Source organism: Succinivibrio dextrinosolvens (genome assembly GCF_900116345.1).
GTDB lineage: Bacteria > Pseudomonadota > Gammaproteobacteria > Enterobacterales > Succinivibrionaceae > Succinivibrio > Succinivibrio dextrinosolvens_B.
This window is the reverse complement of sequence record NZ_FPAH01000005.1, coordinates 54,973-79,817: the sequence shown is the minus strand read 5'-3', so window position 1 is coordinate 79,817 and position 24,845 is coordinate 54,973. Positions and strand designations below refer to the sequence as shown.

At 40.3% G+C, this 24,845-nt stretch carries 20 protein-coding genes and 3 tRNA genes; 1 reads left to right on the top strand and 22 read right to left on the bottom strand.

Annotated elements, in window-relative coordinates:
* Nucleotides 1-15 precede the first annotated feature (15 nt).
* The 8 genes from dnaB to recA all read right to left on the bottom strand — a co-directional run bounded on the left by dnaB (nucleotide 16) and on the right by recA (nucleotide 6,566).
* Nucleotides 16-1,467: a replicative DNA helicase gene (gene dnaB / locus BM308_RS02795; protein WP_074942771.1), complete on the bottom strand. Its 1,452-nt coding sequence runs from the start codon at nucleotides 1,465-1,467 to the stop codon at nucleotides 16-18.
* Nucleotides 1,468-1,583: 116 nt separating this feature from the next.
* A tRNA-Arg gene (locus BM308_RS02790) sits at nucleotides 1,584-1,660 on the bottom strand.
* Between the two features lie 30 nt (nucleotides 1,661-1,690).
* Nucleotides 1,691-1,767, bottom strand: a tRNA-Arg gene (locus tag BM308_RS02785).
* 90 nt (nucleotides 1,768-1,857) lie between these two features.
* Nucleotides 1,858-1,952, bottom strand: a tRNA-Ser gene (locus BM308_RS02780).
* 91 nt (nucleotides 1,953-2,043) lie between these two features.
* Nucleotides 2,044-2,217, bottom strand: a complete 174-nt coding sequence (locus BM308_RS02775) for a carbon storage regulator (RefSeq protein WP_074942770.1) — start codon at nucleotides 2,215-2,217, stop codon at nucleotides 2,044-2,046.
* A gap of 6 nt (nucleotides 2,218-2,223) precedes the next feature.
* Nucleotides 2,224-4,857, bottom strand: coding sequence for an alanine--tRNA ligase (alaS, locus tag BM308_RS02770; RefSeq protein WP_074942769.1), 2,634 nt, complete (start codon nucleotides 4,855-4,857; stop codon nucleotides 2,224-2,226).
* Nucleotides 4,858-4,987: 130 nt separating this feature from the next.
* On the bottom strand, nucleotides 4,988-5,479 hold the full coding sequence (locus BM308_RS02765) for a regulatory protein RecX (RefSeq protein ID WP_074942768.1): 492 nt from the start codon (nucleotides 5,477-5,479) through the stop codon (nucleotides 4,988-4,990).
* Nucleotides 5,480-5,492: 13 nt separating this feature from the next.
* On the bottom strand, nucleotides 5,493-6,566 hold the full coding sequence (gene recA / locus BM308_RS02760; protein WP_373604438.1) for a recombinase RecA: 1,074 nt from the start codon (nucleotides 6,564-6,566) through the stop codon (nucleotides 5,493-5,495).
* A 446-nt stretch (nucleotides 6,567-7,012) separates the two neighbouring features.
* Between recA and mutS the strand changes: the two genes are divergently transcribed.
* Nucleotides 7,013-9,595 (top strand): DNA mismatch repair protein MutS, encoded by a 2,583-nt coding sequence (mutS, locus tag BM308_RS02755; protein ID WP_074942766.1) that lies wholly within the window; start codon nucleotides 7,013-7,015, stop codon nucleotides 9,593-9,595.
* A gap of 45 nt (nucleotides 9,596-9,640) precedes the next feature.
* On the opposite strand, the gene BM308_RS02750 is transcribed toward mutS, so the two are convergent.
* From BM308_RS02750 to lepA, 14 genes are all read right to left on the bottom strand, one after another.
* Nucleotides 9,641-10,609, bottom strand: a complete 969-nt coding sequence (locus BM308_RS02750) for a sigma-70 family RNA polymerase sigma factor (protein WP_074942765.1) — start codon at nucleotides 10,607-10,609, stop codon at nucleotides 9,641-9,643.
* A 149-nt stretch (nucleotides 10,610-10,758) separates the two neighbouring features.
* Nucleotides 10,759-11,922 (bottom strand): peptidoglycan DD-metalloendopeptidase family protein, encoded by a 1,164-nt coding sequence (locus tag BM308_RS02745; RefSeq protein WP_074942764.1) that lies wholly within the window; start codon nucleotides 11,920-11,922, stop codon nucleotides 10,759-10,761.
* Between the two features lie 69 nt (nucleotides 11,923-11,991).
* Nucleotides 11,992-12,612: a YqaA family protein gene (locus tag BM308_RS02740; RefSeq protein WP_074942763.1), complete on the bottom strand. Its 621-nt coding sequence runs from the start codon at nucleotides 12,610-12,612 to the stop codon at nucleotides 11,992-11,994.
* Nucleotides 12,613-12,663: 51 nt separating this feature from the next.
* Complete coding sequence (ispF, locus tag BM308_RS02735) at nucleotides 12,664-13,146, bottom strand: 2-C-methyl-D-erythritol 2,4-cyclodiphosphate synthase (protein ID WP_074942762.1); 483 nt, start codon at nucleotides 13,144-13,146, stop codon at nucleotides 12,664-12,666.
* Complete coding sequence (gene ispD, locus BM308_RS02730; RefSeq protein WP_074942761.1) at nucleotides 13,139-13,825, bottom strand: 2-C-methyl-D-erythritol 4-phosphate cytidylyltransferase; 687 nt, start codon at nucleotides 13,823-13,825, stop codon at nucleotides 13,139-13,141. The genes ispF and ispD overlap by 8 nt, the downstream gene beginning before the upstream one ends.
* An 11-nt stretch (nucleotides 13,826-13,836) precedes the next feature.
* On the bottom strand, nucleotides 13,837-14,133 hold the full coding sequence (locus BM308_RS02725; RefSeq protein ID WP_074942760.1) for a septum formation initiator family protein: 297 nt from the start codon (nucleotides 14,131-14,133) through the stop codon (nucleotides 13,837-13,839).
* Between the two features lie 11 nt (nucleotides 14,134-14,144).
* The gene (locus BM308_RS02720) at nucleotides 14,145-15,782 is read right to left on the bottom strand and encodes a CTP synthase (protein ID WP_074942759.1); all 1,638 of its coding nucleotides are present in this window, start codon (nucleotides 15,780-15,782) and stop codon (nucleotides 14,145-14,147) included.
* A gap of 145 nt (nucleotides 15,783-15,927) precedes the next feature.
* On the bottom strand, nucleotides 15,928-18,192 hold the full coding sequence (gene relA / locus BM308_RS02715; RefSeq protein ID WP_074942758.1) for a GTP diphosphokinase: 2,265 nt from the start codon (nucleotides 18,190-18,192) through the stop codon (nucleotides 15,928-15,930).
* Nucleotides 18,193-18,204: 12 nt separating this feature from the next.
* Nucleotides 18,205-19,554: a 23S rRNA (uracil(1939)-C(5))-methyltransferase RlmD gene (gene rlmD / locus BM308_RS02710; RefSeq protein ID WP_074942757.1), complete on the bottom strand. Its 1,350-nt coding sequence runs from the start codon at nucleotides 19,552-19,554 to the stop codon at nucleotides 18,205-18,207.
* Entirely contained in the window at nucleotides 19,554-20,264 is a 711-nt protein-coding gene (gene recO, locus BM308_RS02705) for a DNA repair protein RecO (protein WP_074942756.1), read from the bottom strand. Before recO ends, rlmD begins: the two co-directional genes overlap by 1 nt.
* 2 nt (nucleotides 20,265-20,266) lie before the next feature.
* The gene (gene era, locus BM308_RS02700; RefSeq protein WP_074942755.1) at nucleotides 20,267-21,163 is read right to left on the bottom strand and encodes a GTPase Era; all 897 of its coding nucleotides are present in this window, start codon (nucleotides 21,161-21,163) and stop codon (nucleotides 20,267-20,269) included.
* Nucleotides 21,164-21,181: 18 nt separating this feature from the next.
* Nucleotides 21,182-21,883 carry a ribonuclease III gene (rnc, locus tag BM308_RS02695; RefSeq protein WP_143098550.1) on the bottom strand — a complete coding sequence of 234 codons (702 nt, stop codon included), beginning with the start codon at nucleotides 21,881-21,883 and terminating at the stop codon, nucleotides 21,182-21,184.
* A gap of 5 nt (nucleotides 21,884-21,888) precedes the next feature.
* Complete coding sequence (gene lepB / locus BM308_RS02690; RefSeq protein ID WP_306704912.1) at nucleotides 21,889-22,788, bottom strand: signal peptidase I; 900 nt, start codon at nucleotides 22,786-22,788, stop codon at nucleotides 21,889-21,891.
* Between the two features lie 108 nt (nucleotides 22,789-22,896).
* Complete coding sequence (gene lepA / locus BM308_RS02685) at nucleotides 22,897-24,708, bottom strand: translation elongation factor 4 (protein ID WP_074942753.1); 1,812 nt, start codon at nucleotides 24,706-24,708, stop codon at nucleotides 22,897-22,899.
* Nucleotides 24,709-24,845: the final 137 nt, after the last annotated feature.

The following is a 24,845-nucleotide window of genomic DNA, read 5'->3' as shown; positions in this document are numbered from 1 at the left end:
TATTCCTTATTGACATTACTGTCTCTGATAGTAATCATCCTCAGGAAGAGGTACGTCATCATCAGTTGCAATATAGTTGGCCTTATCATAGAAGGTTGTATAGGCGCCCTGGAACTGCAGCTCAATATCCGCAGTAGCACCGCTTCTGTTTTTACCGATAATCAGAGTGGCTTTTGAGTCATCACTGTTTTCACCACGATTTACGTCTCTGTCAATAAACATAATCATATCGGCATCCTGCTCAAGAGAGCCTGATTCACGTAAATCAGAGTTCATTGGACGGTGATCCTTTCTAGCCTCAACATCACGGTTTAGCTGAGCCAAAGCAAAAATCGGAACCTCAAGCTCCTTTGACAGCTGTTTTAATGATCTTGAAATCTCACCAACTTCCTGTGAACGGTTGTCATGTTTTGACTGACCTCTCATAAGCTGAATATAGTCAATCATAATACAGGATAAACCGCCATTCTCAGCCGCAATCTTTCTTGCTCTTGAGCGTAATTCCAGAGGAGTTAGATCTGAACCGTCATCAATATACAGTTTTACGCGATCATTACCGTTTCCATCTGATTCTGTAAGTAATTTTACCTTACGGATAATATCACGCCACTGTTCCGCGCTTACCCTACCTGCAGCAAGATCTTTTCCAGGAACTCTTCCAAAAGATGAAATCAGACGCATAGCAATTTCATTTGCAGGCATTTCCAGAGAAAACACCAGAGCAGGTCTGTGTTCATCGACATTCATTGCAATGTTTGAAACGATATTCATTGCAAAAGAGGTTTTTCCCACACCAGGACGTGCTGCAATAATATTAAAGGTTCCTGGTCTGAAGCCCTGCGTAATCTCATCAAGCTCTGTAAAGCCTGAGGCAACACCATTCATCTTTTTGCCCAAATCAACGTCATCATGAATCTTCTTGATAAGATTGAGGGCAACTGTTGTCATAGGTACAGGACCTTCATCAACAGATGTATTTGACTCAGCTAGTTTGAATATCAGGCCCTGAGCTTCATCGTAAATTTCATCTACAGTAAGACCATTAGGACTGTAGCAGATTTTCTCAATATGTTCTGAAACCTTAATCAGACGACGACGTCTAGATGTGTCACGAATGATCTTTGCGTATTCACTGACAGCTGCACTCGGACCGGTAAGCTCAGTAAGACCAGCAATATAGACCATACCACCGGCATCAGCTAATCTGCCCTTTCGCTCAAGTTCCGCACAGAGGACAGTAACATTAAAATCATCTGAAGTGGCAGCTCTTGAAAGAATTTCCTCGTAAACGACCTGATTTTTAGAACTGGAGAATTCAGAAACATCTAGCATACCAACTGTTTCACGAACTTTTTCCAGTAAAGAGCCATCAAGAATGATTGAGCCAAGAAAATTGTGCTCTGCCTCTAAATTTTTAGGAGGTTCCTTGTATACGGAAAGTTCATCCTGAGAGTTATTCTTTGCCATTACAAATCCAGTTTAAATTGAAATATTAGTAATAGATTGTTTTTCTACTGCTCGAATATTTTAAGGCAAAATTTAAAACAGTTGGAAAATTAATTTGGAAATTGAGAAAGAAGGAGTGGCGCACTTGAAGGGATTCGAACCCCTGACCGATCGGTTCGTAGCCGATTACTCTATCCAGCTGAGCTACAAGTGCGTGCTTGGAAAAATAAGTTAACTTTTGGAGTGGCGCACTTGAAGGGATTCGAACCCCTGACCGATCGGTTCGTAGCCGATTACTCTATCCAGCTGAGCTACAAGTGCAACCAAAAGTGTTACTTACGTCGCAAAATTATATCACCAGATTTCGATTTTGCAAGAAAAATTAATTTCTTTTTTTCAATCTAATCTGAGTGGCGGATAGAGAGGGATTCGAACCCTCGATACAACCTTTATAGTCGTATGCTCCCTTAGCAGGGGAGTACCTTCAGCCTCTCGGTCATCTATCCGCTGAAATTAAGCGAGACATAGTATCTGATTTTTGACTATCAATGTCAAGAGTTTTTTTGAACCTCAAGGCATTGATAGTAGTTAAGTGGCTTATTTATGGCTTTTGTCTGAAGTATTTTCTTTTTGTGAAACTCGTCTGATTTCAACTTCCTTAGGAGCATCAATTCCCAGACGAACCTTTCCAGATTTTACTTCAAGAATGCTTATAGTAATACCACTACTCAGTACGAGCTTGTCCCCTTCCTTTTGTGATATTACTAACATATATGCCTAGATTCTCTCTGAAACAATTTTTTCAACTGATGCTAAAGCCTTATCCAAGCCTTCTGGATTAGTACCACCAGCCTGAGCCATATCAGGACGGCCACCGCCCTTACCGCCAACGTATGCAGCAACTTCCTTAATCAGGTCACCTGCTTTAAGCTTTGAAACAAGATCTTTAGAAACAGCTGCAATCAGACTTACCTTACCATCCTCAGCTACAGAACCTAAAACTATAATGTAGGACTGAAGTCTGCACTTAAGATTGTCAATGGCAACTCTTAATTCCTTAGCACCATAGTTTTCAATCTTTGAACAGATTACAGGTACGCCCTTAACGTCATGAGCCTTCTCAACTAAAGATGCGCTCTCTAGAGCAACAATCTTCTCCTTGAGGATTTCATTCTCTTTTTCTAGAGATTTAGCGTGCTCAAGCATCTGCTCTGCCTTATCGGCAATATTTGAGCTGCCGCCAACCTTCAGTAAAGCTCTGGCAGCGCCTACCTCCGCAAATACCTCATCCAGGTATTCAACAGCGGACTTGCCTACAAGAGCCTCAATACGACGGATACCTGATGCAATAGATTCATCTGACAGAAGAACAAAGGCACCAAGATCACCAGTCATTGCAGTGTGAGTACCACCGCACAGCTCTTTTGAGAAATCTCCCATTGAAACAACACGAACATTCTCTTCGTATTTTTCATCAAACAGAGCAATAGCTCCGGACTTCTTAGCAGAATCCAGATCCATACACTCGGTCTTTACAGGAAGATTTGCCTGAATCTGCTCGTTTACAAGATCAGCTACAGCCTTGCGTTCTGCTAAGGTCAGAGGCTTTGAGTGTGAGTAGTCGAAACGCAGACGATCGTTTGCAACATATGAACCTTTCTGAGCAACACTCTCTCCAACAACAATTCTTAAAGCAGAATCCAGAAGATGAGTTGCTGAATGATGACGGGCAATATCAGCACGATTATTTGCATCAACCTGAGCATGAACAGATGCATCCTTGTCAAACTGACCGATATCAACACGGCCAATATGAATAGTTGCCTTAGCAACATGCTTGGTGTCTTCAACAATGAAACGAGCGTTTTCTCCAATGGTAATAATACCCTTATCACCAACCTGGCCACCCATTTCTCCGTAGAATGGAGTCTTATCCAGAACAATTACCGCATTCTCATCAGTAGAAATCGAATCAACTTCGGTTCCATCCTTGAAGATATGGGTAATCTTAGAATCAGATTCCAGTCCGTCATAACCTGTGAACACTGTATTCTCAGTGATCTTCAGCTCTTTATTGTAATCAATACCGAAGGTTGATGCTGACTTAGCTCTGGCCTTCTGCTCTGCCATACACTTGTCAAAGCCTTCCATATCAACTGTATAGCCACGATCTCTTACCACGTCATTTGTCAGGTCGGCTGGGAAGCCATAGGTATCGTACAGCTTGAAGGCAACATCACCAGGAACAGTCTTGCTATCACCAAGCTTGGTAAGCTCATTCTCTAAAAGAGCCAGACCGCGATCAAGAGTATTTAAGAACTGCTCTTCTTCCTTCTTTAAAGTACGCTCAATTAAAGCCTGCTGAGATACCAGTTCAGGATATGCCTTACCCATTAACTCAACCAGCTTTGAAACAATCTTGTAGAAGAATACTTCCTTAGCACCTAGCAGACGGCCATGACGAACAGCTCTGCGGATAATACGACGAAGAACGTAGCCACGACCTTCATTTGAAGGTAGTACACCATCTGCAATCAGGAATGAACATGAACGGATATGATCTGCAATTACTCTTAGTGACTTATCGTTTAAATCCTTAACACCTAAGATAGAAGCAGCAGTTTTCTCAAGCTCTACAAATAAATCAATTTCATAGTTTGAGTGAACGCCCTGCAGCACAGCAGCAATACGCTCAAGTCCCAGACCGTTATCGATCATTGGCTTTGCAAGTTTTTCAAAGGTACCGTCAATCTTACGGTTGTACTGCATGAACACGATGTTCCAGATCTCGATAAATCTATCGCCATCCTCATCAGGTGATCCTGGAGGGCCGCCCTGAACATCTTCACCGTGATCATAGAAAATTTCTGAACAAGGACCACATGGACCGGTATCACCCATCTGCCAGAAGTTGTCTGACTCATATAGTCCGCCCTTGTTATCGCCAATACGAACAATCTTATTCTCTGGAATACCTACAATATCCTTCCAGATGTTATATGCTTCGTCATCCTTGTCATATACAGTTACCATTAATGATTCTTTTGGCAGCTTGTATACTTCGGTTAACAAAGTCCATGCAAAGGTAATAGCTTCTTTCTTAAAGTAATCGCCAAAACTGAAGTTACCTAGCATTTCGAAAAAGGTGTGGTGACGGGCGGTATAGCCAACATTGTCTAAATCATTCTGCTTGCCGCCAGCACGAACGCATTTCTGAGCGGTAGTAGCACGTACGTAATCGCGCTTTTCTTTACCCAGATAAATATCCTTGAACTGATTCATACCTGCGTTGGTGAATAGCAAGGTAGGATCATTGTATGGAACAAGTGAACTAGAACGAACAATAGTATGTCCGTGCTCTTCAAAGAATTTCAAATACGCATCACGTATCTGATCAGTTGTCATGTACATTTATATTGGATCCTAAAATTATGAATTTAAACAGTGATGAATTATACATGGTTTTGATGCACAGATCGCATTACTTTGAAGATTCGGGAAGAAAAAATCACAAGAAAAAGGAGTTTCTGACAAATTTTTCTTAAAGATCAAAAGAAGATCCAAGATACTCTTCCATAGCACTGATACAGGTGGAATTTGAAAAACCTCTTCTTGCCAGTGCTGCAAGATATTTCTGCTTCTCCTCAAAGGAAAGATTTTCGATATCAGATAGTTTTTTTGAAAGAAAGGCAACAGCTACCGCTGTCCAGTCGGTATCTCTTAAGAGATCCTCGTATTCAGAAGCACTAATCCCCTTCTTTTTTGCTTCCATAATAAATCTTAAAGGGCCATAACACTGACTGATGATATGTCTGTGAAGCATTTCTATATAACGCTTCTCCGAAAGCCAGTCATTTTCCACACACTTTTTTACAGCGGCTTTTGCGGCCTCAGACGTATATCGGAGACAGAGCTTCTGATAAAGCTCAAGTTTGGAATATTCCCTTCTGGATAAAAAACGCAACGCTGCATTTGTTGCCAATGCAGCGTCTGATTCTTTAACCTTCTTTTTTGAATAAAAAGTGTTATTCAAAATTTAATTCTTCCTATAAATCTTCTGGAATTGGAGTAATTAAATCCTCTTCTGAAACTTCATCTCCCAGATCTCCCAGGGAATCGGTCTGCTCTGCCTCTGAAGAACCAATTGAGGCTGTATCGCCATAATCATTGTTGTTCTTGTAGAACTCTCTGATCTTAGCCTCAATTTCATCTGCTACCTGAGGATTTTCGTCAAGGTATTTCATGCAGTTTACCTTACCCTGACCTATCTTGGCTCCGTTGTATGAGAACCAGGCGCCAGTCTTGTTTATAATCTTGGCGTTAACACCAAGGTCAATCAATTCACCATTCTTGGCAATACCGTAGTTAAACAGGATCTGGAATACTGCAGTCTTGAATGGAGGAGCAACCTTGTTCTTTACAACTTTTACCTTGGTCTCATTACCAATAGCCTCTTCCTTATCCTTAAGAACATTGGACTTTCTGATATCAAGACGTACAGAGGCGTAGTACTTTAAGGCATTACCACCGGTTGTGGTTTCAGGGTTGCCGAACATTACACCAATCTTCATTCTCAGCTGGTTAATGAAAACAACCATACAGTTGGCCTGTTTAACAATACCGGTTAGTTTTCTTAAGGCCTGAGACATCAGACGTGCCTGAAGACCAACATGGTTATCGCCCATTTCGCCTTCAATTTCAGCCTTTGGAACAAGGGCAGCAACAGAGTCAATGACAACAACATCAACACCGCCGGAACGAACCAGAGTCTCACAGATTTCAAGAGCCTGCTCACCAGTATCAGGCTGAGAGATGAATACGTCCTCAACTTTTACACCAAGTCTTTTTGCGTAAATTGGATCAAGAGCATGCTCTGCATCGATAAAGGCACATACTTTACCTTTTTTCTGAGCCTGAGCAATCAGTTCTAGGGTAAGAGTGGTCTTACCAGAGGACTCAGGACCGTAAATTTCAATAATACGTCCCATTGGCAGACCGCCGATTCCAAGAGCAATATCCAAAGACAGAGAGCCGGTTGAAATAGCTTCAGTATCAACCAGTTCATTCTGTCCCAGGCGCATAATCGCACCTTTACCGAACTGACGTTCAATCTGCTCCATTGCAGCTTCTAAAGCTTTCTGTTTCTTTGGATCTTTTGTAATGTTGGCTACTAATTTTGATGATGAGCCAGTGCTAGATGATTTTGCAGCTGCCATAATTATGTTCCTCGTTTTTAAATTCTATAACTATAATAATTAGGTTAGTTATGAATGTCAATATATAAACAATATATTTTTTATTAGTTACTACAGGTCACAGAATTCATCTCCGTCAGAGATTATTTTTCTTCATTGAGAGATACATAAAGCATAATAATTCCTGTTATTACAGAATGTTTAAAAAGCTTAAATGCGACAAAGATACAAAGATGATAGAATACGTTGCTACAAAAAAAACATTACAAAACTATCTTAATATTCAGCCTAATTAAGGTATAACGTTAGATTGAACAATTTGTAATATCTTGGCTGAAACAGATTAAAACATTCACAGAATCGGAACTCAAATGGAAGAAAATAATAAGAATGTAACCCCAATGATGCGTCAGTATCTGGAAATAAAGGCTAATTATCCTGATACGCTGGTTTTATACAGATTGGGAGATTTTTATGAACTCTTCTATGATGATGCCAAGAAAATTTCCAAACTGCTGGATCTGACTCTTACCCGCAGGGGAACCAATAATGGTGAGCCTATTCCAATGGCGGGTGTACCATTTCATGCAGTAGATAATTACATTGCCAGACTTATAAAACTTGGAGAATCCTGCGTTATCTGTGAACAGGTTGGCACTCCTGGAAATCAGAAGACCATGGTTCGCAAGGTTTCAAAGATTATTACTCCTGGAACCGTTACAGATGAGGGAATCGCACCTGATGGTACAGACAATCTTATTGCCTGTATTTTCAAAGGAAAAAGATATTACGGATTTTCATATCTGTCATTAAGTTCAGGCACATTCAAAACTTCAGTCTGTGCCAATGAAAAAGAACTGATGCTATACATTGATAAAGTGTCCCCTATTGAAATCGTTTACCCTGAGAATTTCAAGGATATGACTCTATTCCAGGATATCAGTTCAAAAAAGGCACTGGCTCCTTGGAATTTTGATCTTCAGAACTGTTACAAGCTTTTATGCAAACAGTTTGAAACCAACAGTCTGTTCGGTTTTGATATTGAAAACCTTGAGGAAGGTATCTGTGCAGCAGGAGCTTTACTTAATTATGTAAAGCAGACACAGAATGTTTCCATCGAACATATCAAGCAGATCAGTAGAGATGACAACAGTGCCTTTGTGATTCTGGACAAATGCGCACAGAGAAATCTTGAGCTTTTGAGCAATCTGAAAGGTGAGAATTACGGCTCACTGCTGTCTATTCTGGATAATACCTCTACCCCTATGGGACAGAGACTTATCAGAAAAATGATCATTGAGCCATTACGTAATAATAACGAAATCAATCAGAGACTTGATCTGGTATCCGCACTGATGAATTCTGATAAGGATGGACTTAAAGCAATTCTGGACAATATCGGTGATATTGAAAGAATCATAGCCCGTATCGGACTATCCTCATCAAGACCTAAAGATATGGCTGTATTACGAGACTCCTTGAAGATGATTCCGTCCTTGAAACAGGGATTGATTCAGTCTAATCAGGAAATACTTTTAGATTTCAACGAACAGCTCGATCCATTAAGAGATGTTGCAGATTTACTTACACAGTCAATTCTAGACAATCCATCTACATTTCTTCGTGACGGAGATGTGATTGCAAACGGCTATAATCAGGAGCTCGATGAACTTCGCGAGCTGATGAGCGGTTCTGAAATGCTGCTTTCAAAAATAGAGGAAGAAGAAAAGCTAAAGACAGGAATCTCTACCCTAAAGGTCAACTTCAACTCTGTTCACGGTTTCTATATTGAAGTATCAAAGGCACAGGCCGACAAGGTTCCTGCAACCTACATCAGAAGACAGACTCTTAAGAATAATGAAAGATATATAACTCCTGAGTTAAAAGCTCTAGAGGAAAAAGCCTTAAGCGCCAAAGAAAGAGCCTTAGTTCTGGAAACAGAAATCTTCAATGAAATCATCCGAAAACTACAGCAGGAACTTCCTCGTTTAATCAGCCTCTCTTCAAAGCTTTCAATCTTTGATGTTCTTATTGGTTTTGCCGATCTGGCAGAACGAAGAAACTACGTCAGACCGTTTTTAAGTGACCAGCACATAATAAAAATCGACAACGGCAGACATCCGGTTATCGAAACGCTTACCGATTCTCCTTTCGTCTCAAATTCCATCTGTCTGGATAAAAAACAGATGATGGTTATTACCGGCCCAAATATGGGAGGCAAATCCACCTTCATGAGACAGACGGCTCTGATATCGATTATGGCAAGAATTGGCTCCTATGTTCCAGCAACCTATGCTCAGATAGGAAATATAGATCGAATTTTCACCAGAATCGGAGCTTCAGACGATCTTAGCTCCGGACGTTCTACCTTCATGGTCGAAATGGAAGAGGCTTCATCCATTATCAATAACGCCACAGCTAACAGTCTGGTTTTGATGGATGAGATAGGTCGTGGAACCTCAACCTATGAGGGAAGTGCACTGGCACTATCTATTGCCGAATACATGTGTGCAAATGTTAAGAGCTTTACTCTGTTTTCAACTCATTATCCAGAAATAGCATCTCTTGCAGACACTTACGACAATATTGAAAACATATGTTTTAAGGCTAAAGAGTTCGAAGGAAAAATTGTCTTTATGTATCAGGCAAATAAAGGCTCTCAGAACTACTCATATGCAATTGAAGTGGGTAATCTTGCAGGTTTGCCTGCTGGAGTTATAACCAAGGCAAAATCCTATATAAACACCATGAAAAAGCATTCCCCAATCAAAGAGGATGTATCTCTTTCAGGGAATAAGCCAGAAAATACACAACAGGCTGATGCTGTAGAAAAGATTATTTACAAAGAGAAAGAGAGTGAAGTTGAAAACAGGATAAAAGAGATAGACTTAAATTCTATAACACCTATTGAAGCTCTTAATATCCTGAATGAATTAAAAGGAAAGCTTCAATAGAGCAGCACTCAAAAATATTCCGCCATCAGGCGGAATATCTGTTTTTTAGTTTAGATTCTGCATTCCTAGGGAATTCTTGTCGATTCCGTAGTTTTCAAAAGTCTTGCGTAAGGATTTTAAAACCTCACTCTGAATCTGACGCACGCGCTCTCGGGTCAGACCAATCTTCTTGCCGACCTCCTCAAGAGTAAGAACATCTTCATCATTCAAGCCAAAACGGTAAAGAACAACCATCTGCTGTTTCTCAGGAAGTTCATTAAACCAGGCTCTTACAATCTCAACCACCTCTTTCTGATCAACATGTTCAAATGGAGAAACAAGTTTAGTATCTGGAACAACATCCAGAAGAGATACTTCCTTGTCATCATCCGATCCGCGAACACTCACATCTAGAGGGCTTGTACCTTCTAGTAGAGATAAAAGGTTTCTGACAGTCTCAGGATCTTTACCGGTTTCCTCTGCAATCTGCTGAATGGAAACTGGCTTCTGAATATCTTCTTCCTGAAGCTGACGTTTAACCTTGAGAATAATATTGATTTCTTTGATAACATGAACAGGCAGTCGCACAAGTCTTGACTGACACATAATAGCCTGTTCTATGCTCTGGCGGATCCACCAGGTAGCATAGGTTGAGAATCTGAAACCTCTGTCAGGATCAAATTTCTGAACAGCATGAATAAGCCCCAGATTACCTTCCTCTATCAGATCAAGCAGAGGCACACCTCTTGCTCGGTAGTTTTTGGCAATCTTAACCACCAGACGAAGATTTGACGTTATCATCAGATCAATAGATCTTCTGTCGCCATCTCTTGCCTTGCGTCCAATTTCTGACTCTTCCTCTGACGATAACAGAGGATAGCGTCGAATAGAGCTGAAGTAGTTTGATAACAGATCTACACTTTCACGCGAAGATGAAATCTTGCCTCCCTTATATGGAGATACCTCTTTTTCCAAAGTATCAGGAATATCGTGGAATTCGGAGCTTAGCTCCTCGGATTCATTTATATTGTTCATGAGATACCCTTAACATTTGTTGCTTGTTGTTATAATTTTATTAAGCAAAATTCATGCAAATTTTGCAACTATAAAAAGGTATAATTTCGCAGTTCTTCAAACTCCGCATTGCAAAAATGCGAATAGTATCTTGTTTTTTTATGTAGTTTTTATTTTGGTAAATAGTTTCGAGGGTTTACAGAATTCCCCTTGTAACGTATCTCAAAATGAAGCATCACACGTGAGGCATCGGTTGAGCCCATCTTGGCAATAACCTGTCCTCGCTTCACATTCTGACCTTCTTTAACCAGAAGCATATCATTGTGCGCATAAGCAGACAGGAACTCGTTATTATGATTAATAATCACAAGATTTCCGTAACCTCTAAGCGCATTTCCTGAATATACAACCTGTCCAGCTGCAGCAGCGTTGATGTTCTGCCCTCTAGAACCAGCAATATCAATACCCTTGTTAGAGGAAGAGAAGTTTCTGATTACGGTTCCTTTAGCAGGCCACATCCATGACACTCCCGATACAGATGCCGTCTTTCCAGATACTATCCTTACAGGAGCAGATTCATTTATCGCAGCAGGAGCCTTGTTTTCAGACTGAACCTGAGCTACTGAGGTAGAAGTCTTATCTTCAGAACCCGCTACAGGTACAAGTTTTGGATTGGTCTGAGCAGATGCAATTGATTTTGAAGTATCTAAATTAAGCTTCTGACCAACCTCAAGTGAATATGGCTTTTTTAGCTGATTAGCTTTAACCAGCTGAGAGAGAGTCAAACCATGCTTTTGGGCAACAGATACAGCTGTATCTCCATTTTTAACAATGTAAATTTTCTGATCATTTGCCGAAGGCGCCACGGTCATTGGTTTAGAATTCAGGTGAATAATCTGTCCCACACTGATATTGTATGGAACATCAATATTATTTTTCTGAGCAACTTCCCTATAATCCTTTCCATAGCGGAAAGCAATCGAGTAAAGCGTATCTCCTGGCTTAACCTGATAGGTCTCATCATTCAGATTTACCGCCCTGTTACTTGAGGTGACTGCATCAGGGATGTAGGGCTTAGCCTGTTTAACATTTCCAGAATTTGTTACAATCTGCCCATTTTGGGAAACGACTACCTCTGAGTAAGGTCTTACTACTCCTACCTGAGTTTTTGAAGAAGAGGCAGAATAAACCTGCTGATTTTTGACTTTCGAGCTGACGTGAACCGGTTGAGCGTACTCAACTTCGGGTATCTTCTTTGGCTTGCTTTGATGATTAGTGCAGGCCGTAGCCAGCACTGCACTTAAAAGAAAAAGAGTTATTTTGTTATTCTTCATATCTTTACATGCAATCTGTGTATTTATAATTATTCTTACACAAATTCACGCAAAAATATAAAATTTTTTTTAAATTAGGATCTTATACGCAACAAAAATCACAATTAAGAACACACAGAACCAGCCGATTCTATCGATATATTTGCGGATTAGGTGCTCCATCTTATCACCGCCGATAAGGATAATTATGGCCTCAAGGAAAAATCTTAAACCACGGCCAACGAATGAAACAAGAACGAAGGATAATATACCTAATGCACCGGCTGAACCTTCATCCGCATAGCGTTGAGCGGCACATAAACCTGCAGTTATAGCAATAACCTTGTAAGGAATCGGAGTAAAGGCACCGACAAAAACGAAAAGAATTCCGTAGGTTGTAAGGTATTCAGCAGCCTTAGCAGCACTCTTCTGATAGTGCATAATTCTTATGAAATCACTGATATAAGGATCATATAAGTAATATCCAAGATAATAACCGACCACCGCACCAAGAACAGAGAACAGCACAGTCAGAAATGCATAGTACAGAGATTTTCTACGTTGATAAACACACATAGGAACCAGCATAACATCAGCAGGTACCGGCCAGAATATTGACTCAAAAAAAGAATTTGCACACATAATAGGTGTTGCAAATCTGTGATAGGAAAGCTTTTCAAATATGTTAAAAAGAGATGTAAAAATTTTCATAAGCAAATAAAATTCTCAAGAAATATTTGAGAAACTGATTCTTCGTTTAATTTAAGGATTTTTTTTAACAAGTAAAACTACAGATTCAACAGCTATACCTTCTTTTCTTCCGGTAAAGCCGAGCTTTTCAGTAGTTGTAGCTTTGATACTTACTCGAGAGATGTCGATGTTTAAATCAGCAGCCACATTCTCTCTCATTGCAGGTTCATAGGCAGCCATCTTAGGAGCCTGGGCAAGAATGGTGGTATCAACATTGTTAACGACATATCCTAACTCATGAACCTTAGCAACAACTTGTCTTAAAAGAATTCTACTGTCTATATTCAGATACTTATCGTCATTATCAGGAAAGAAATGACCGATATCCCCAAGAGCCAAAGCGCCTAGCAAGGCATCAGAGATTGCATGGAGAACCACATCTCCATCTGAATGAGCAAGAAGTCCCTGCTCATATGGGACCTTAACTCCGCCTAGGATACAAGGCCCCTGACCACCAAATTTATGAACATCAAAACCATGTCCGATTCTAAACATTATCCTTTCCTTCAATAAGTCTTCTAGCCATTGCAAGATCCTCAGGAGTTGTAAGTTTGATATTGTCGGCTCTGCCTTCAACAATATCAACCGGATACCCCAGAAGCTCTACTGCACTGGCATCATCAGTGATTGAAATATTAGACTCAACTGCATGATTCAAGGCTTTTTTTAATAATTCTGTTTTAAAAAGCTGAGGTGTATACGCTCTAAAGATGGATTCTCGAGGAACCGTTTTTATAATTCTGCCATTAACGACCTGTTTTAAGGTATCAGAAGATCTGCAGGCTAAAATAGCGCCATATTCTGATGAATAAACCTTGCTGCATAAGGCATCAAGATCATCAATATGAACAAAAGGTCTTGCTGCATCATGAACCATAACCCAGGAAGTCTGTACATGCTCTAGGCATAGATGCACGGTATCAGAACGTTCCTTACCGCCATCTGCCTTAATAATTCTTGGGTTACCAGCTAGTGGTAACTCATTAAAGTACTCATCCTCTCCGCTTATTCCAATAATAATATTGTTAACAGAAGCACATCTGAAAATAGCCTCAACCGTAAGCTCAAGTACTGTCTTTTTGCCGATCAGAGCATACTGTTTTGGGATATTCAAATGCATTCTTTTCCCAACGCCTGCAGCTGGGAGCACAACGTCGATTTTAGTGCTTTCCATAAAAAAGCATCCTATTTGGAAGGAGAAGTCTTATCTTCTTTTTCGATAACACGGTAAAAAGTTTCTTCCTGTTTTACCATGCCTAATTCGGAGCGGGCAAGCTCTTCAACGACTCTATTTCCTTGTTTTAAATCAGAAATTTCGTCCTCTAGAGCCTGATTTCGTCTCTGAAGGCGTTCAGTTTGGGAGGAAGCCGCCTTCAGTTTCTGTTCAGTTTCACGATATTGCAGTATTCCATTTCGGCCACTGTAAGTCTCCCATCCTAGGAAGGCAATAATAGCTAAAAGAATAACTGCAAATATCTTCATAAAACTAAACTCTATTGCTTATCCTGGTATTCTTTAGCAGCCTTAATGAAGCCAGAGAATAGAGGATGACCTTTTCTTGGGTTTGAAGTGAATTCAGGATGGAACTGAACACCAATAAACCAAGGATGCTCTGGGTTTTCGATGATCTCAACCAGTTTATTGTCAGTTGAAAGACCTGCAACCTTTAAGCCTGCATCAGTGATCTTCTTGATTAATGTATTGTTAACTTCGTATCTGTGACGATGACGCTCAACAATATCATCAGAACCGTATAAATCACGAACCTTTGAACCTGCCTGAAGATGGCATAGCTGACCACCAAGTCTCATGGTACCGCCAAGATCAGATTTATCAGTACGCTTCTCAATCTTTCCTGACTCATCCTTCCACTCAGTAATCAGAGCAACTACAGGATATTTGGTGTCAGGGTCAAATTCTGTTGAATTTGCATTCTTAAGACCAGCAACATTTCTTGCGTACTCAATTAGAGCAACCTGCATACCCAGACAGATACCTAAATAAGGAATATTGTTCTCACGAGCATACTTTGCTGCCAGAATCTTGCCCTCAACACCACGCTTACCAAAGCCACCAGGAACAAGAATAGCATCCAGACCTTCTAAAACAGAAATGCCCTTTACCTCAACATCCTCTGAATCGATATAACGGATGTTTACGTGCAGACGATTCTTAAGTCCGCCGTGCTTTAATGCCTCATTTACAGACTTGTAAGCGTCATGTAATTCTACATATTTACCAACCATACCGATGGTAACTTCACCGGTGGTGTTAGCCTGCTGATACAGAACCTGTTCCCAGTCTGAAAGATCAGCTTCCTTAGCATCTAAACGGAAACGATCAACAACAAGCTGATCAAGGCCCTGGCTCTTTAATAAGGCAGGAATCTTATAGATGGAATCAACGTCCTTCATATTGATTACAGCGTTCTCCTTTACGTTACAGAACATTGCAATCTTGTGACGCTCGTTAGCAGGAATGCCATTCTCAGAACGGCATACCAGAACATCCGGCTGAATACCGATTGATAATAATTCTTTAACAGAATGCTGGGTTGGCTTGGTCTTAACTTCGCCTGAAGTTGGCAGATAAGGAACAAGAGTTAAATGCATGAATAAGGCATTTTCTCTGCCAATGTCAACGGCCAGCTGACGGATTGCCTCTAAGAAAGGAAGTGATTCGATATCACCAACGGTTCCGCCGATTTCAACAAGAGTAATGTCATTACCCTCACAGCCAGCAAGGATCTTCTCCTTAATTGCATTTGTAATGTGAGGAATAACCTGAATAGTTGCGCCTAAATAATCACCGCGACGCTCTTTTCTGATAACATCTGAATAAATGCGACCGGTTGTAAAATTATTCTTTTTTGACATTCTTGCGTTGATAAAACGCTCGTAATGTCCAAGATCAAGATCGGTTTCTGCACCGTCCTCAGTAACAAACACCTCACCGTGCTGAATTGGGCTCATAGTACCAGGATCAACATTGATATATGGATCCAGTTTCATGATGGTAACTTTTAATCCGCGAGCTTCGAGAACAGCTGCAAGAGATGCACCGGCAATGCCCTTACCTAATGAAGAAACAACACCGCCAGTAACGAAAATAATCTTAGGAGAAGAAGACATAAAAACTCCGATTTAGTTTAACTTCAAACAGGAGATTATACCACACCAATCACACTCTTGACGAATGTGATCAGCGTTGCAAAAGTATCTTTTTTTATCCTATTGATTTTCTTTAGGATTAATAAAGTATTTACTTTTCAGTATGTTAGAGTCTCTGTGCAGAAATAACTCTGGACAGATCATTTAGTTTTGCCAGAGTCCTGTTGAGAACAGGGATACTTACCACAAGAAGATCTACATCAACCAGACAGACGTTCTTTGCTGAGTCAACATGTGATTTTATTCCCAGAACATTCATCTTTTCATTGGCAATAACAGTTGTAATATCACGCAGGAAACCTGAATAATCCTCGCTTACGATTCTTACGGTAACTGTGTAGCCACTGCCTATCTGAACATTGGCACCCCAGGTTGCATCCACGACTCGTTCAGGGAACAGCTCCTGCATTCTTCTGAATTTTTCACAGTCACATCTGTGAATAGAAATACCTCTGCCCTGAGTAACAAAGCCAACGATTTCATCTCCAGGTATCGGCTGACAGCACTTGGCCATATGGGTCATGATATCACCAACACCCTCAACAATAATGCCGCTTCTGGTCTTATTTTTCTTGAGGATCTCATCATTCTGGCGTTTGTTGATCAGATCTTCAATAAGTTCATTTGAATCAACAACATCTTCTTTATCCTTTTCAAGATTCGCAGAAATAATACCAATGATGATATTAACTCCAATATCACCTGCACCGACATTTGCAAAGATATCATCTACCGATTTTAGATTAAATCTTGAAAGCTTGAGCTTAAGAATAGAATTAATCTGTTCCTTGCTTATCTCAATTCCCTGTTTATCCAGTTCCTTCTCGATTAGAGCAGCTCCTAGTTCTTTATTTCTGTCAAAATCAAGTTTTCTGAAATAAGACTGAACCTTGTTTCTGGCTTTGGCGGTTTTCAGGAAGCCATTTTCTGAATTAATCCAGTCTCTTGAAGGATTAGGATTTTTTGACGTAATGATTTCAACCTGCTCACCGGTTTTAAGCTTATAGGTATAAGGGACAATCCTGCCGTCTACCTTGGCACCGATACAGCAATGGCCGACCATAGTGTGGACGTGGTAAGCAAAATCCAGAGGAGTGGCTCCTGTAGGAAGATCAATGACCTCGCCATTAGGAGTGAATATATAGACACGATCCTCAAAAACCTGATTCTTAAACTCTTCTTCTAAAGCTCCAGATTTAATCAGATCATCTCTCCATGAAAGAAGTTTTCTCAGCCAGTTGATACGATCTTCAACTCCCTGGCTCTGACCATTTCCTTCCTTATACTTCCAGTGAGCAGCCACACCAAGTTCAGCAGAATTATGCATATTCTGTGTTCTGATCTGGATTTCAACAACCTTGTGACCTTCACCATATACAACAGTATGAATTGACTGATAGCCATTAGGTTTTGGGTTGGCAATGTAATCATCAAACTCTTTTGCTATATGCTCAAAGTTAGAATGAATAACGCCTAGAGCAGCGTAGCATTCTTCTATGGTTGTGACCAGAACTCTAACCGCTCTGACATCATAAAGCTCGGAGAATTTAAGATGCTTGTTCTGCATCTTTTTCCAGATACTGTAAATGTGCTTTGGTCTACCGTAAACAGAAGCATCAATTCCTTCTTTTTTCAGCAGAGAAGACAAAGATGAAACAAAGTTTTCAATGTACTTTTCTCTATCAACTCTTCTCTCACCTAAATCTGAAGCAATTTCCTTGTAAGTGTCAGGATGAAGGAATCTGAATGCCAGATCCTCAAGTTCCCACTTTAACTGACCAATACCCAGTCGATTGGCTAGAGGCGCATATACATTCGAGACCTCTTTGGCAATCAGATATCTTGATTCTGGAGTCTCCTCCTTGGCAGCACGAATAACGGCAATACGTTCTGCAAGCTTGATTACAACCGCTCTAACATCCTTAACCATTGCAAGCAGCATGCGGCGGACTCTGTCTACCTGTTCTTCGGTAGCATTAGAGCTGGTTAGAGTCTGTAGAGAACGAATGGCCTCCATGTCCTTTACAGCAAGTAACAGAGCTGTGATTTTTGAGCCAAACTCTTCTCTGATATCATCAAGCTTTATGAAACCACTTTCATATGCAGGATAAAGAATAGAAACCTCAAGGGAAGGAAGATCCATGTTGAGGGTCATCAGAATACCAACAATCTCTGATGAAATGTGATTAAACCTGGCAACTAGATCGTCAGGATTTACGAAGTCCTCTTCAACTTCTGTCTTTCTTATACAGCGCAGAACAAACTCATTAGTTTTTGAAATTGCATCTTTGTATTCGGATGTAAGCTCCAAAGCCTCCACCCATTTAGCGAAATCAAAACTTGCATTATGAGTCTGTCTGATTGCAACCATATAAAAACCTTACTATAGAGTAAATTCGAGAACCATCTCAACATGAGTAGTACGTGGGAACATGTCGCAGACACCCCACTGTTTAATTTTATATCCGGACTTTATCAGTTCAATAGTATCACGTGATGCAGCCAGAGGGTTACATGAAATGTAAACAATTTTTTTCACCTTTTTCTTTGCCAGAAATAAAGTAGCTCTCTTAGCGCCTTCTCTGCCCGGATCAAGAACCACAGCATCATAATCGGCTTTAGCCCACTTCTGGTTTTCAAACAATTCCTCAAGATCGGCTACTTCAAACTTAACATTCTCAAGATTCTGCTCTTTAGCGTTTGCTCTGGCATCCTCAATCATTTTTGCAACGATATCTACGCCAACCACATTGGCGCCTTCTTTTGCAAGAGGCATTGCAAAGTTTCCAAGACCACAGAATAAATCCATTACAGAGGTATTCTTATTAGGTTCAATCATCCTCACAACGGTATCTAACAGCTTATCGTTAATCTTTTTGTTGATCTGCACAAAAGAAGAGGGATTACACTTAATCTTCACACCATGGGAGATGATGTATAGATCATCAATGCTGCCGCAGATAAATCTTTCTCTTAGAGACTCTTTCTTTTTAATCTCAAGAGGATTTCTGTATGGTTCAACAATAGAAATCACAGCATTTAAAGCTTTTCCTGTGCGCTCCAGTACAGAAACATCGTGATCATCCACAGTTGCAGAGAAACGAACTAGAACACCTAAAGCTCCATCTGAATCCAACAGTTCAACATGACCTAATTTATTTTTTAGATTCAAAGAATTAATTGCTTTATTCAGAGGTTCTATAGCATTATTCATTCGGTCAGATAAAGTTCTGCAGGTCTTAATCTTGACCAGATCATGAGATTTCTCCTCACGAAAGCCTAAATAAAGCTTTCCGTGATCGCCTCGAATAGCAAATCTGCAGGCACGTCTGTAGCCAAGCTCTTCCGCACTGTGAACAAAAGATGCCTCACCGATATCGAAATTCAATGCCTTTTTGAATAGTTTTCTTATACCAGCAATTTTCGCCTCAATAAGCTGCTCCACAGGAACATGCTGCATCTGACATCCACCGCACTGACCAATTAAGGGACAGTCCTTTTCTCTTCTGTTTTCAGAAGGCTTAATGATTTTAGTAATCTTTCCCTGATGGATTTTTCCTTTTGAGTTTTCGGAGAGAACGTTTGCTGTATCTCCAGGCATTAAACCAGGTACAAAATATACATTATCGCCATCTCTGGCAACTCCGCGTCCCTGAAGATCAAGGTCGGAGCATTCCACCTTAACAGCTTTCTTTACAGTTTCTTTTTTTACAGGTTTATAAAATGTAACCATTATTTCACCATCAGAAATTGAGAATACAGAGCTCTGCTTTTTAGTTTCCTTCCATTTAAAAGGGAATCCACTATAACCTTGAATAAGTTTTTTAGAGCAATTCTAGTATTGCGTTCAGAAAAATCTCTATTCTTTATACAAATTAGATCTTTTCCTGAAAATAACAAATTTTCTACATCACTACTTTCAATGAAGCCGTTTTTTGGAAGATAGATGTAAAAGGAATCAGATTTGAAATTATCTCCGCTTATGGTTTCATAATTAGGAGCATAACCAAGACTTTCAATAAGAATTTCTTCAAAATATCTCAGTATCATAAACTCATCCTCGTCTTTCTCCAGACGCTCTAGGGCATCCAGATAAGCAGCAAATAGATGAGGTTCAGGATCCTGAGGAATTGTCAGATAATATAAAAGTTCATTCAGATAGATTGCACTGAATATCTTTGGGGGAGCTATATTAAAGCTCTGACGCTGAATAATGGCTTCAGTCAGCTGCCACAAAGAGCTTCTACCCTGTCTTAAATATAATTTCAAAGGAATAAAGGGTTGATAGACTCCCAAAGAACGGGTTGCACTTGCCTTTGACACTCTTGCAACTGCACTGATTCTTCCGTAGTTTAGTGTATAAAGTTCAAGTAGCAGACTCTTCTCTTTAAAAGGTCTGCTGTGAATTATAAAACCAGCTTCAGAATCAGCGACTACAGGCATAATTATGCCTCGAAATCGTCGTATCCCAGACTCTTTAAAGCACGAGCATCATCTGACCAGCCGGCTTTTACCTTAACGAACAGTTTCAGGAAAACCTTGCTGTCAAACAGTTTTTCCATGTCCTTTCTTGCCTCAGTGCCAATCTTTTTGATTCTGTCACCGCCTGCACCTACAACCATTTTCTTCTGGCCGTTGCGCTCAACAAGGATTGCGGCACTGATCCGTAAAAGCCCATTGTCTTCTTTGAATTCTTCGACCTCTACAGTTGAACTGTAAGGAAGTTCATCACCCATCTGACGCATCAGTTTTTCACGGACAATTTCTGCTGCAAGGAAACGTGAAGAACGATCGGTAATTGAATCATCTGGGAACAGATGATCACCCTCAGGAAGGGAATCTTTAATGATCTGTTTTAAAATATGCAGATTTGTTCCGCGCAGAGCAGAAACCGGAATAATATCCTTAAAGGAAATAATCTTTGAAAGCTTGTCGATTAAAGGAAGCAGATTTTCTTTATCGGCAACTGTATCAACCTTGTTAATTGCAAGAACCACTGGCACATCAGCATTTTTAACTCGATGAAGGGCCATTTCATCGTCATCAGTCCAGTGATTAGGATCGACAACCATAATGATAAGCTCAACATCACCCAGAGCACTTTCAGCAGCTCTGTTCATAAGGTGATTGATTGCTCTTTTCTCTTCTCGGTGAAGACCAGGAGTATCAACATAAACAACCTGATAATCGCCCTCAGTTTCAATACCTACAATTCTGTTTCGTGTAGTTTGAGGTTTACGGGAGGTGATGGATATTTTCTGGCCGATCAGATGGTTCATCAGAGTTGATTTACCAACGTTTGGACGTCCAATAATTGCAACAAAGCCAAAATGAGCTGTCATTAAAATTCCTTCAAGAAATTATTTCTTGTTTTTTTCAAGTATTTCCAAAACCAGACCGGCAGCCTGCTGTTCTGCTCTTCTACGAGATGAGCCTTTTCCAATCTGAGGAGGGACTCCGTCAACAGTAGCAGAAACAACAAAAATCTGATCATTGTCTGTACCTAAAATTTCGTCAACCTTATAAACTGGTAATGACTTGTGCTGAGACTGAAGTAATTCCTGTAAAGTGGATTTATGATCTTTCTGGTTTACATCAGGTTTAATATTTTCAAGACGGCTCTTAAACCAGGATAAAACTACCTGTCTTACTCTAGGGAAATTCTCATTGTCGTCAATGAACATGGCACCGATGATTGATTCAACGGCGTCAGCTATTAAAGAATCACGTCTGAAACCTCCGGTTTTAAGCTCACCGGGACCTAATCTTAAACAGTTTCCAATTCCAAATTCACGGGCAAGTTCAGCCAAAGTGGTTTCTCTGACTAGAGTTGATCTCATTCTGGTTAAATCACCCTCAGGACACTTCGGAAACTTATCATACAGAGCCTTGGCAATAACCATTCCAAGAATGGAGTCTCCAAGATACTCAAGTCTCTCGTTATGCACAGCACCGTAACTTCTGTGGGTTAAAGCCTGATCCAGAAGTTTAATATTTTGAAAAGAATATCCTAACTTTAATTCTAGGTTCTGTAATTCAATAATATTCAGTTTGTCTGCCATTTTCTTTATTTCAAACCACCAATTCTGTCAAAACGAACTGCAGAAGGGATCCATTCAGGTATTGAGCTTGATGAATCACGTTTAAAATCAAAGGATAACCAGATACCTAAGGTTTTACCCTTTATATTCTCCATTGGAACAAATCCCCAGAAACGGCTGTCCTTACTGTTATCACGGTTGTCACCCATAACAAAATAGCAGTTTTCAGGAACTCTCCACATACCTACAGGGGTATTGTCCTGCTTATAGAAATACTGAGACATCATTGGCGCATTGGTATTAACTCTCATTCTATGAGTAATATCTCCAAGCTTTTCCTCGTAAACCTCGTATTTGTCAGCAAGACCGATTCCGGAAATTTCCTCTTCAAGAGTCTCTAAAAGTTTAGTTGAAACCTGCTCTGGGATAGCATCCTTATCAGAGCCAGCCTTTAAGATATAGATATTCTTATTCTGATAGATAACGATATCCCCAGGAAGACCAACTACACGCTTGATAAAGTCTACGTTTTTATCCTCAGGATACTTGAATACGATTACATCGCCTCTCTTAGGTGTAGAGGTGTTGATAAGAATTGAATTTGTAAGAGGGTTTCTGATGCCGTAGCTCCACTTGCTTACAGCGATAAAATCACCATCCTGAAGAGTTGGCAGCATTGACCCTGAAGGAATTCTGAAAGGCTCAATAATGAACGATCTGAACACGAATACAAACAGAATCACAAAAAAAAGAGAACCGGTCTGACCAATAATATCCTTTGGCTCAAGCAGCTCTTTCTCAACCTTTGAATCAAGTTTACCTGCAGTCTCTTCCCTAGCTTTTGCAACACTTGCAAGACGCTTTGGTCTGGTAATCTTATAATCGTAAAAATAAGCAATACCAGTCAGAATAGTTAATATAAACAAAATCCATGAAAACAGATTTTCAAAAATAACGTTCATTAAAAATTCTCACTAAAGATAAAAAGTGAGACCTCCAAGTACAATTTATATTAAAACTTATTAGTTGCAGTTCTATTCTTTACCGACCTTCAGAATAGCAAGGAAAGCATCCTGAGGAACTTCTACTCTTCCTAACTGCTTCATTCTCTTCTTACCGGCCTTCTGTTTTTCCAGAAGCTTACGCTTACGGGTAATATCACCGCCATAACACTTTGCAAGCACATCTTTTCTGAGAGCTTTTACAGTACAGCGGGCAATAATCTGAGAACCAATGGCAGCCTGAATTGCAATATCAAACATCTGACGAGGAATAACTTCCTTCATCTTCTCCACAACAGCTCTTCCTCGAGACTGAGCCACGGAACGATGAAGGATAATTGCCAGCGCATCAACTCTTTCACCTGCAATAAGAATATCCATTCTTACAAGGTCATCACAGTTGAAACGCTTGAAACCGTAGTCTAGCGAAGCATAACCTCTTGAGGCAGATTTCAGACGATCAAAGAAATCCAGAACAACTTCTGACATAGGAATCTCGTATGTCAGAGCAACCTGATCTCCATGATAAACCAGACCAGTCTGGATACCTCTCTTTTCCTGACAGATTTTCATGATTGATCCGACATATTCGGATGGCATCAGCATTCTGCACTCAGCAATAGGCTCTCTGATTTCTGCAATATTGGAAATAGGAGGCAGAGAAGCAGGAGAATCAATATGGATTATCTCTCCGTCAGTCTGCAGAATTTCGTATACAACAGTTGGAGCTGTTGTAATAAGATTCAGATTGTACTCACGCTCTAAACGTTCCTGAATGATCTCCATGTGCAGCATACCAAGGAAGCCACATCTGAAACCAAAGCCCAAAGCCTTTGAATTCTCAGGTTCAAAAAACAGAGAAGCATCGTTTAGGGACAGTTTATCCAAAGCATCTCTGAATGCATCATAATCCTCAGTATCCACAGGGAACATACCCGCATATACCTGAGGTTTAACCTTCATAAATCCAGGAAGTGGTTCAACTGCACTGTTCTTAACGTGGGTAATGGTATCACCTACAGGAGCAGCATGAACAGACTTAATATCACATACAACCCATCCAACTTCACCGCAGTTTAAAACCTCAACCTTTTCGCGCTTTGGAGTTGAAATACCTAAACCTTCAACTTCCCAGGCAACGCCCTGAGACATCACCTTGATCTTGTCGCCTCTGCGCAGAGTACCGTTCTTAACACGAACCAGAGCAATAACACCAAGATAGTCATCAAAGTAAGAGTCAATAATAAGAGCCTGTAGTGGAGCATCCGGATCTCCAGCTGGTGCAGGGATCTGAGTTACAATTCTTTCTAAAACATCCTGAACACCAACACCAGTCTTAGCTGAACAAGTACAGGCATCCTGAGCTTCAATGCCAATCAGATCTTCAATCTCATCAATTGCTCTCTGAGGATCAGCTGATGGAAGATCAATCTTATTTAAAACAGGAATAACCTCAAGATCGAGATTAACAGCCTGATAACAGTTGGCAAGAGTCTGAGCCTCAACCCCCTGACTGGCATCAACAACTAGAAGAGCACCTTCACAGGCAAACAGTGAACGAGAAACCTCGTAAGAAAAGTCTACGTGGCCAGGAGTATCAATAAAGTTAAGTTCGTAGGTCTTTCCATCTTTAGCTTTGTACTTCAGAGTAACTGCCTGAGCCTTAATGGTAATACCGCGTTCGCGCTCAATGTCCATATTGTCCAGGACCTGAGAGGTCATTTCTCTGTCAGTAAGACCACCGCACATCTGAATAAATCTGTCTGATAAAGTTGATTTACCATGATCAATGTGGGCAATAACTGAAAAATTTCTTACAAGGCTACGATCAAAAACTTCTGCCATACTCATTCCATTTGAATTCTTTAATTCAGACGTAATCTAGATTTGTTAATCCATATATTAGTTAAAAAAGAATACGTCCAAACGTCATATGCACGATTTATGAATCGCTCATTTTATCATTTTTGCACAGAATCACA

Coding starts and splice junctions, on each gene's coding strand:
- BM308_RS02720 (WP_074942759.1), bottom strand. CDS start 15,782: ATGTCTTCTTCTCCTAAGATTATTTTCGTTACTGGCGGTGTTGTTTCT.
- mutS (WP_074942766.1), top strand. CDS start 7,013: ATGGAAGAAAATAATAAGAATGTAACCCCAATGATGCGTCAGTATCTG.
- era (WP_074942755.1), bottom strand. CDS start 21,163: ATGACAGCTCATTTTGGCTTTGTTGCAATTATTGGACGTCCAAACGTT.
- recO (WP_074942756.1), bottom strand. CDS start 20,264: ATGCCTGTAGTCGCTGATTCTGAAGCTGGTTTTATAATTCACAGCAGA.
- BM308_RS02750 (WP_074942765.1), bottom strand. CDS start 10,609: ATGAACAATATAAATGAATCCGAGGAGCTAAGCTCCGAATTCCACGAT.
- ispF (WP_074942762.1), bottom strand. CDS start 13,146: ATGTTTAGAATCGGACATGGTTTTGATGTTCATAAATTTGGTGGTCAG.
- BM308_RS02775 (WP_074942770.1), bottom strand. CDS start 2,217: ATGTTAGTAATATCACAAAAGGAAGGGGACAAGCTCGTACTGAGTAGT.
- relA (WP_074942758.1), bottom strand. CDS start 18,192: ATGGTTGCAATCAGACAGACTCATAATGCAAGTTTTGATTTCGCTAAA.
- BM308_RS02725 (WP_074942760.1), bottom strand. CDS start 14,133: ATGAAGATATTTGCAGTTATTCTTTTAGCTATTATTGCCTTCCTAGGA.
- dnaB (WP_074942771.1), bottom strand. CDS start 1,467: ATGGCAAAGAATAACTCTCAGGATGAACTTTCCGTATACAAGGAACCT.
- alaS (WP_074942769.1), bottom strand. CDS start 4,857: ATGTACATGACAACTGATCAGATACGTGATGCGTATTTGAAATTCTTT.
- BM308_RS02740 (WP_074942763.1), bottom strand. CDS start 12,612: ATGAAAATTTTTACATCTCTTTTTAACATATTTGAAAAGCTTTCCTAT.
- lepA (WP_074942753.1), bottom strand. CDS start 24,708: ATGGCAGAAGTTTTTGATCGTAGCCTTGTAAGAAATTTTTCAGTTATT.
- recA (WP_373604438.1), bottom strand. CDS start 6,566: ATGGAGCAGATTGAACGTCAGTTCGGTAAAGGTGCGATTATGCGCCTG.
- ispD (WP_074942761.1), bottom strand. CDS start 13,825: ATGGAAAGCACTAAAATCGACGTTGTGCTCCCAGCTGCAGGCGTTGGG.
- rnc (WP_143098550.1), bottom strand. CDS start 21,883: ATGGCAGACAAACTGAATATTATTGAATTACAGAACCTAGAATTAAAG.
- rlmD (WP_074942757.1), bottom strand. CDS start 19,554: ATGGTTACATTTTATAAACCTGTAAAAAAAGAAACTGTAAAGAAAGCT.
- BM308_RS02745 (WP_074942764.1), bottom strand. CDS start 11,922: ATGAAGAATAACAAAATAACTCTTTTTCTTTTAAGTGCAGTGCTGGCT.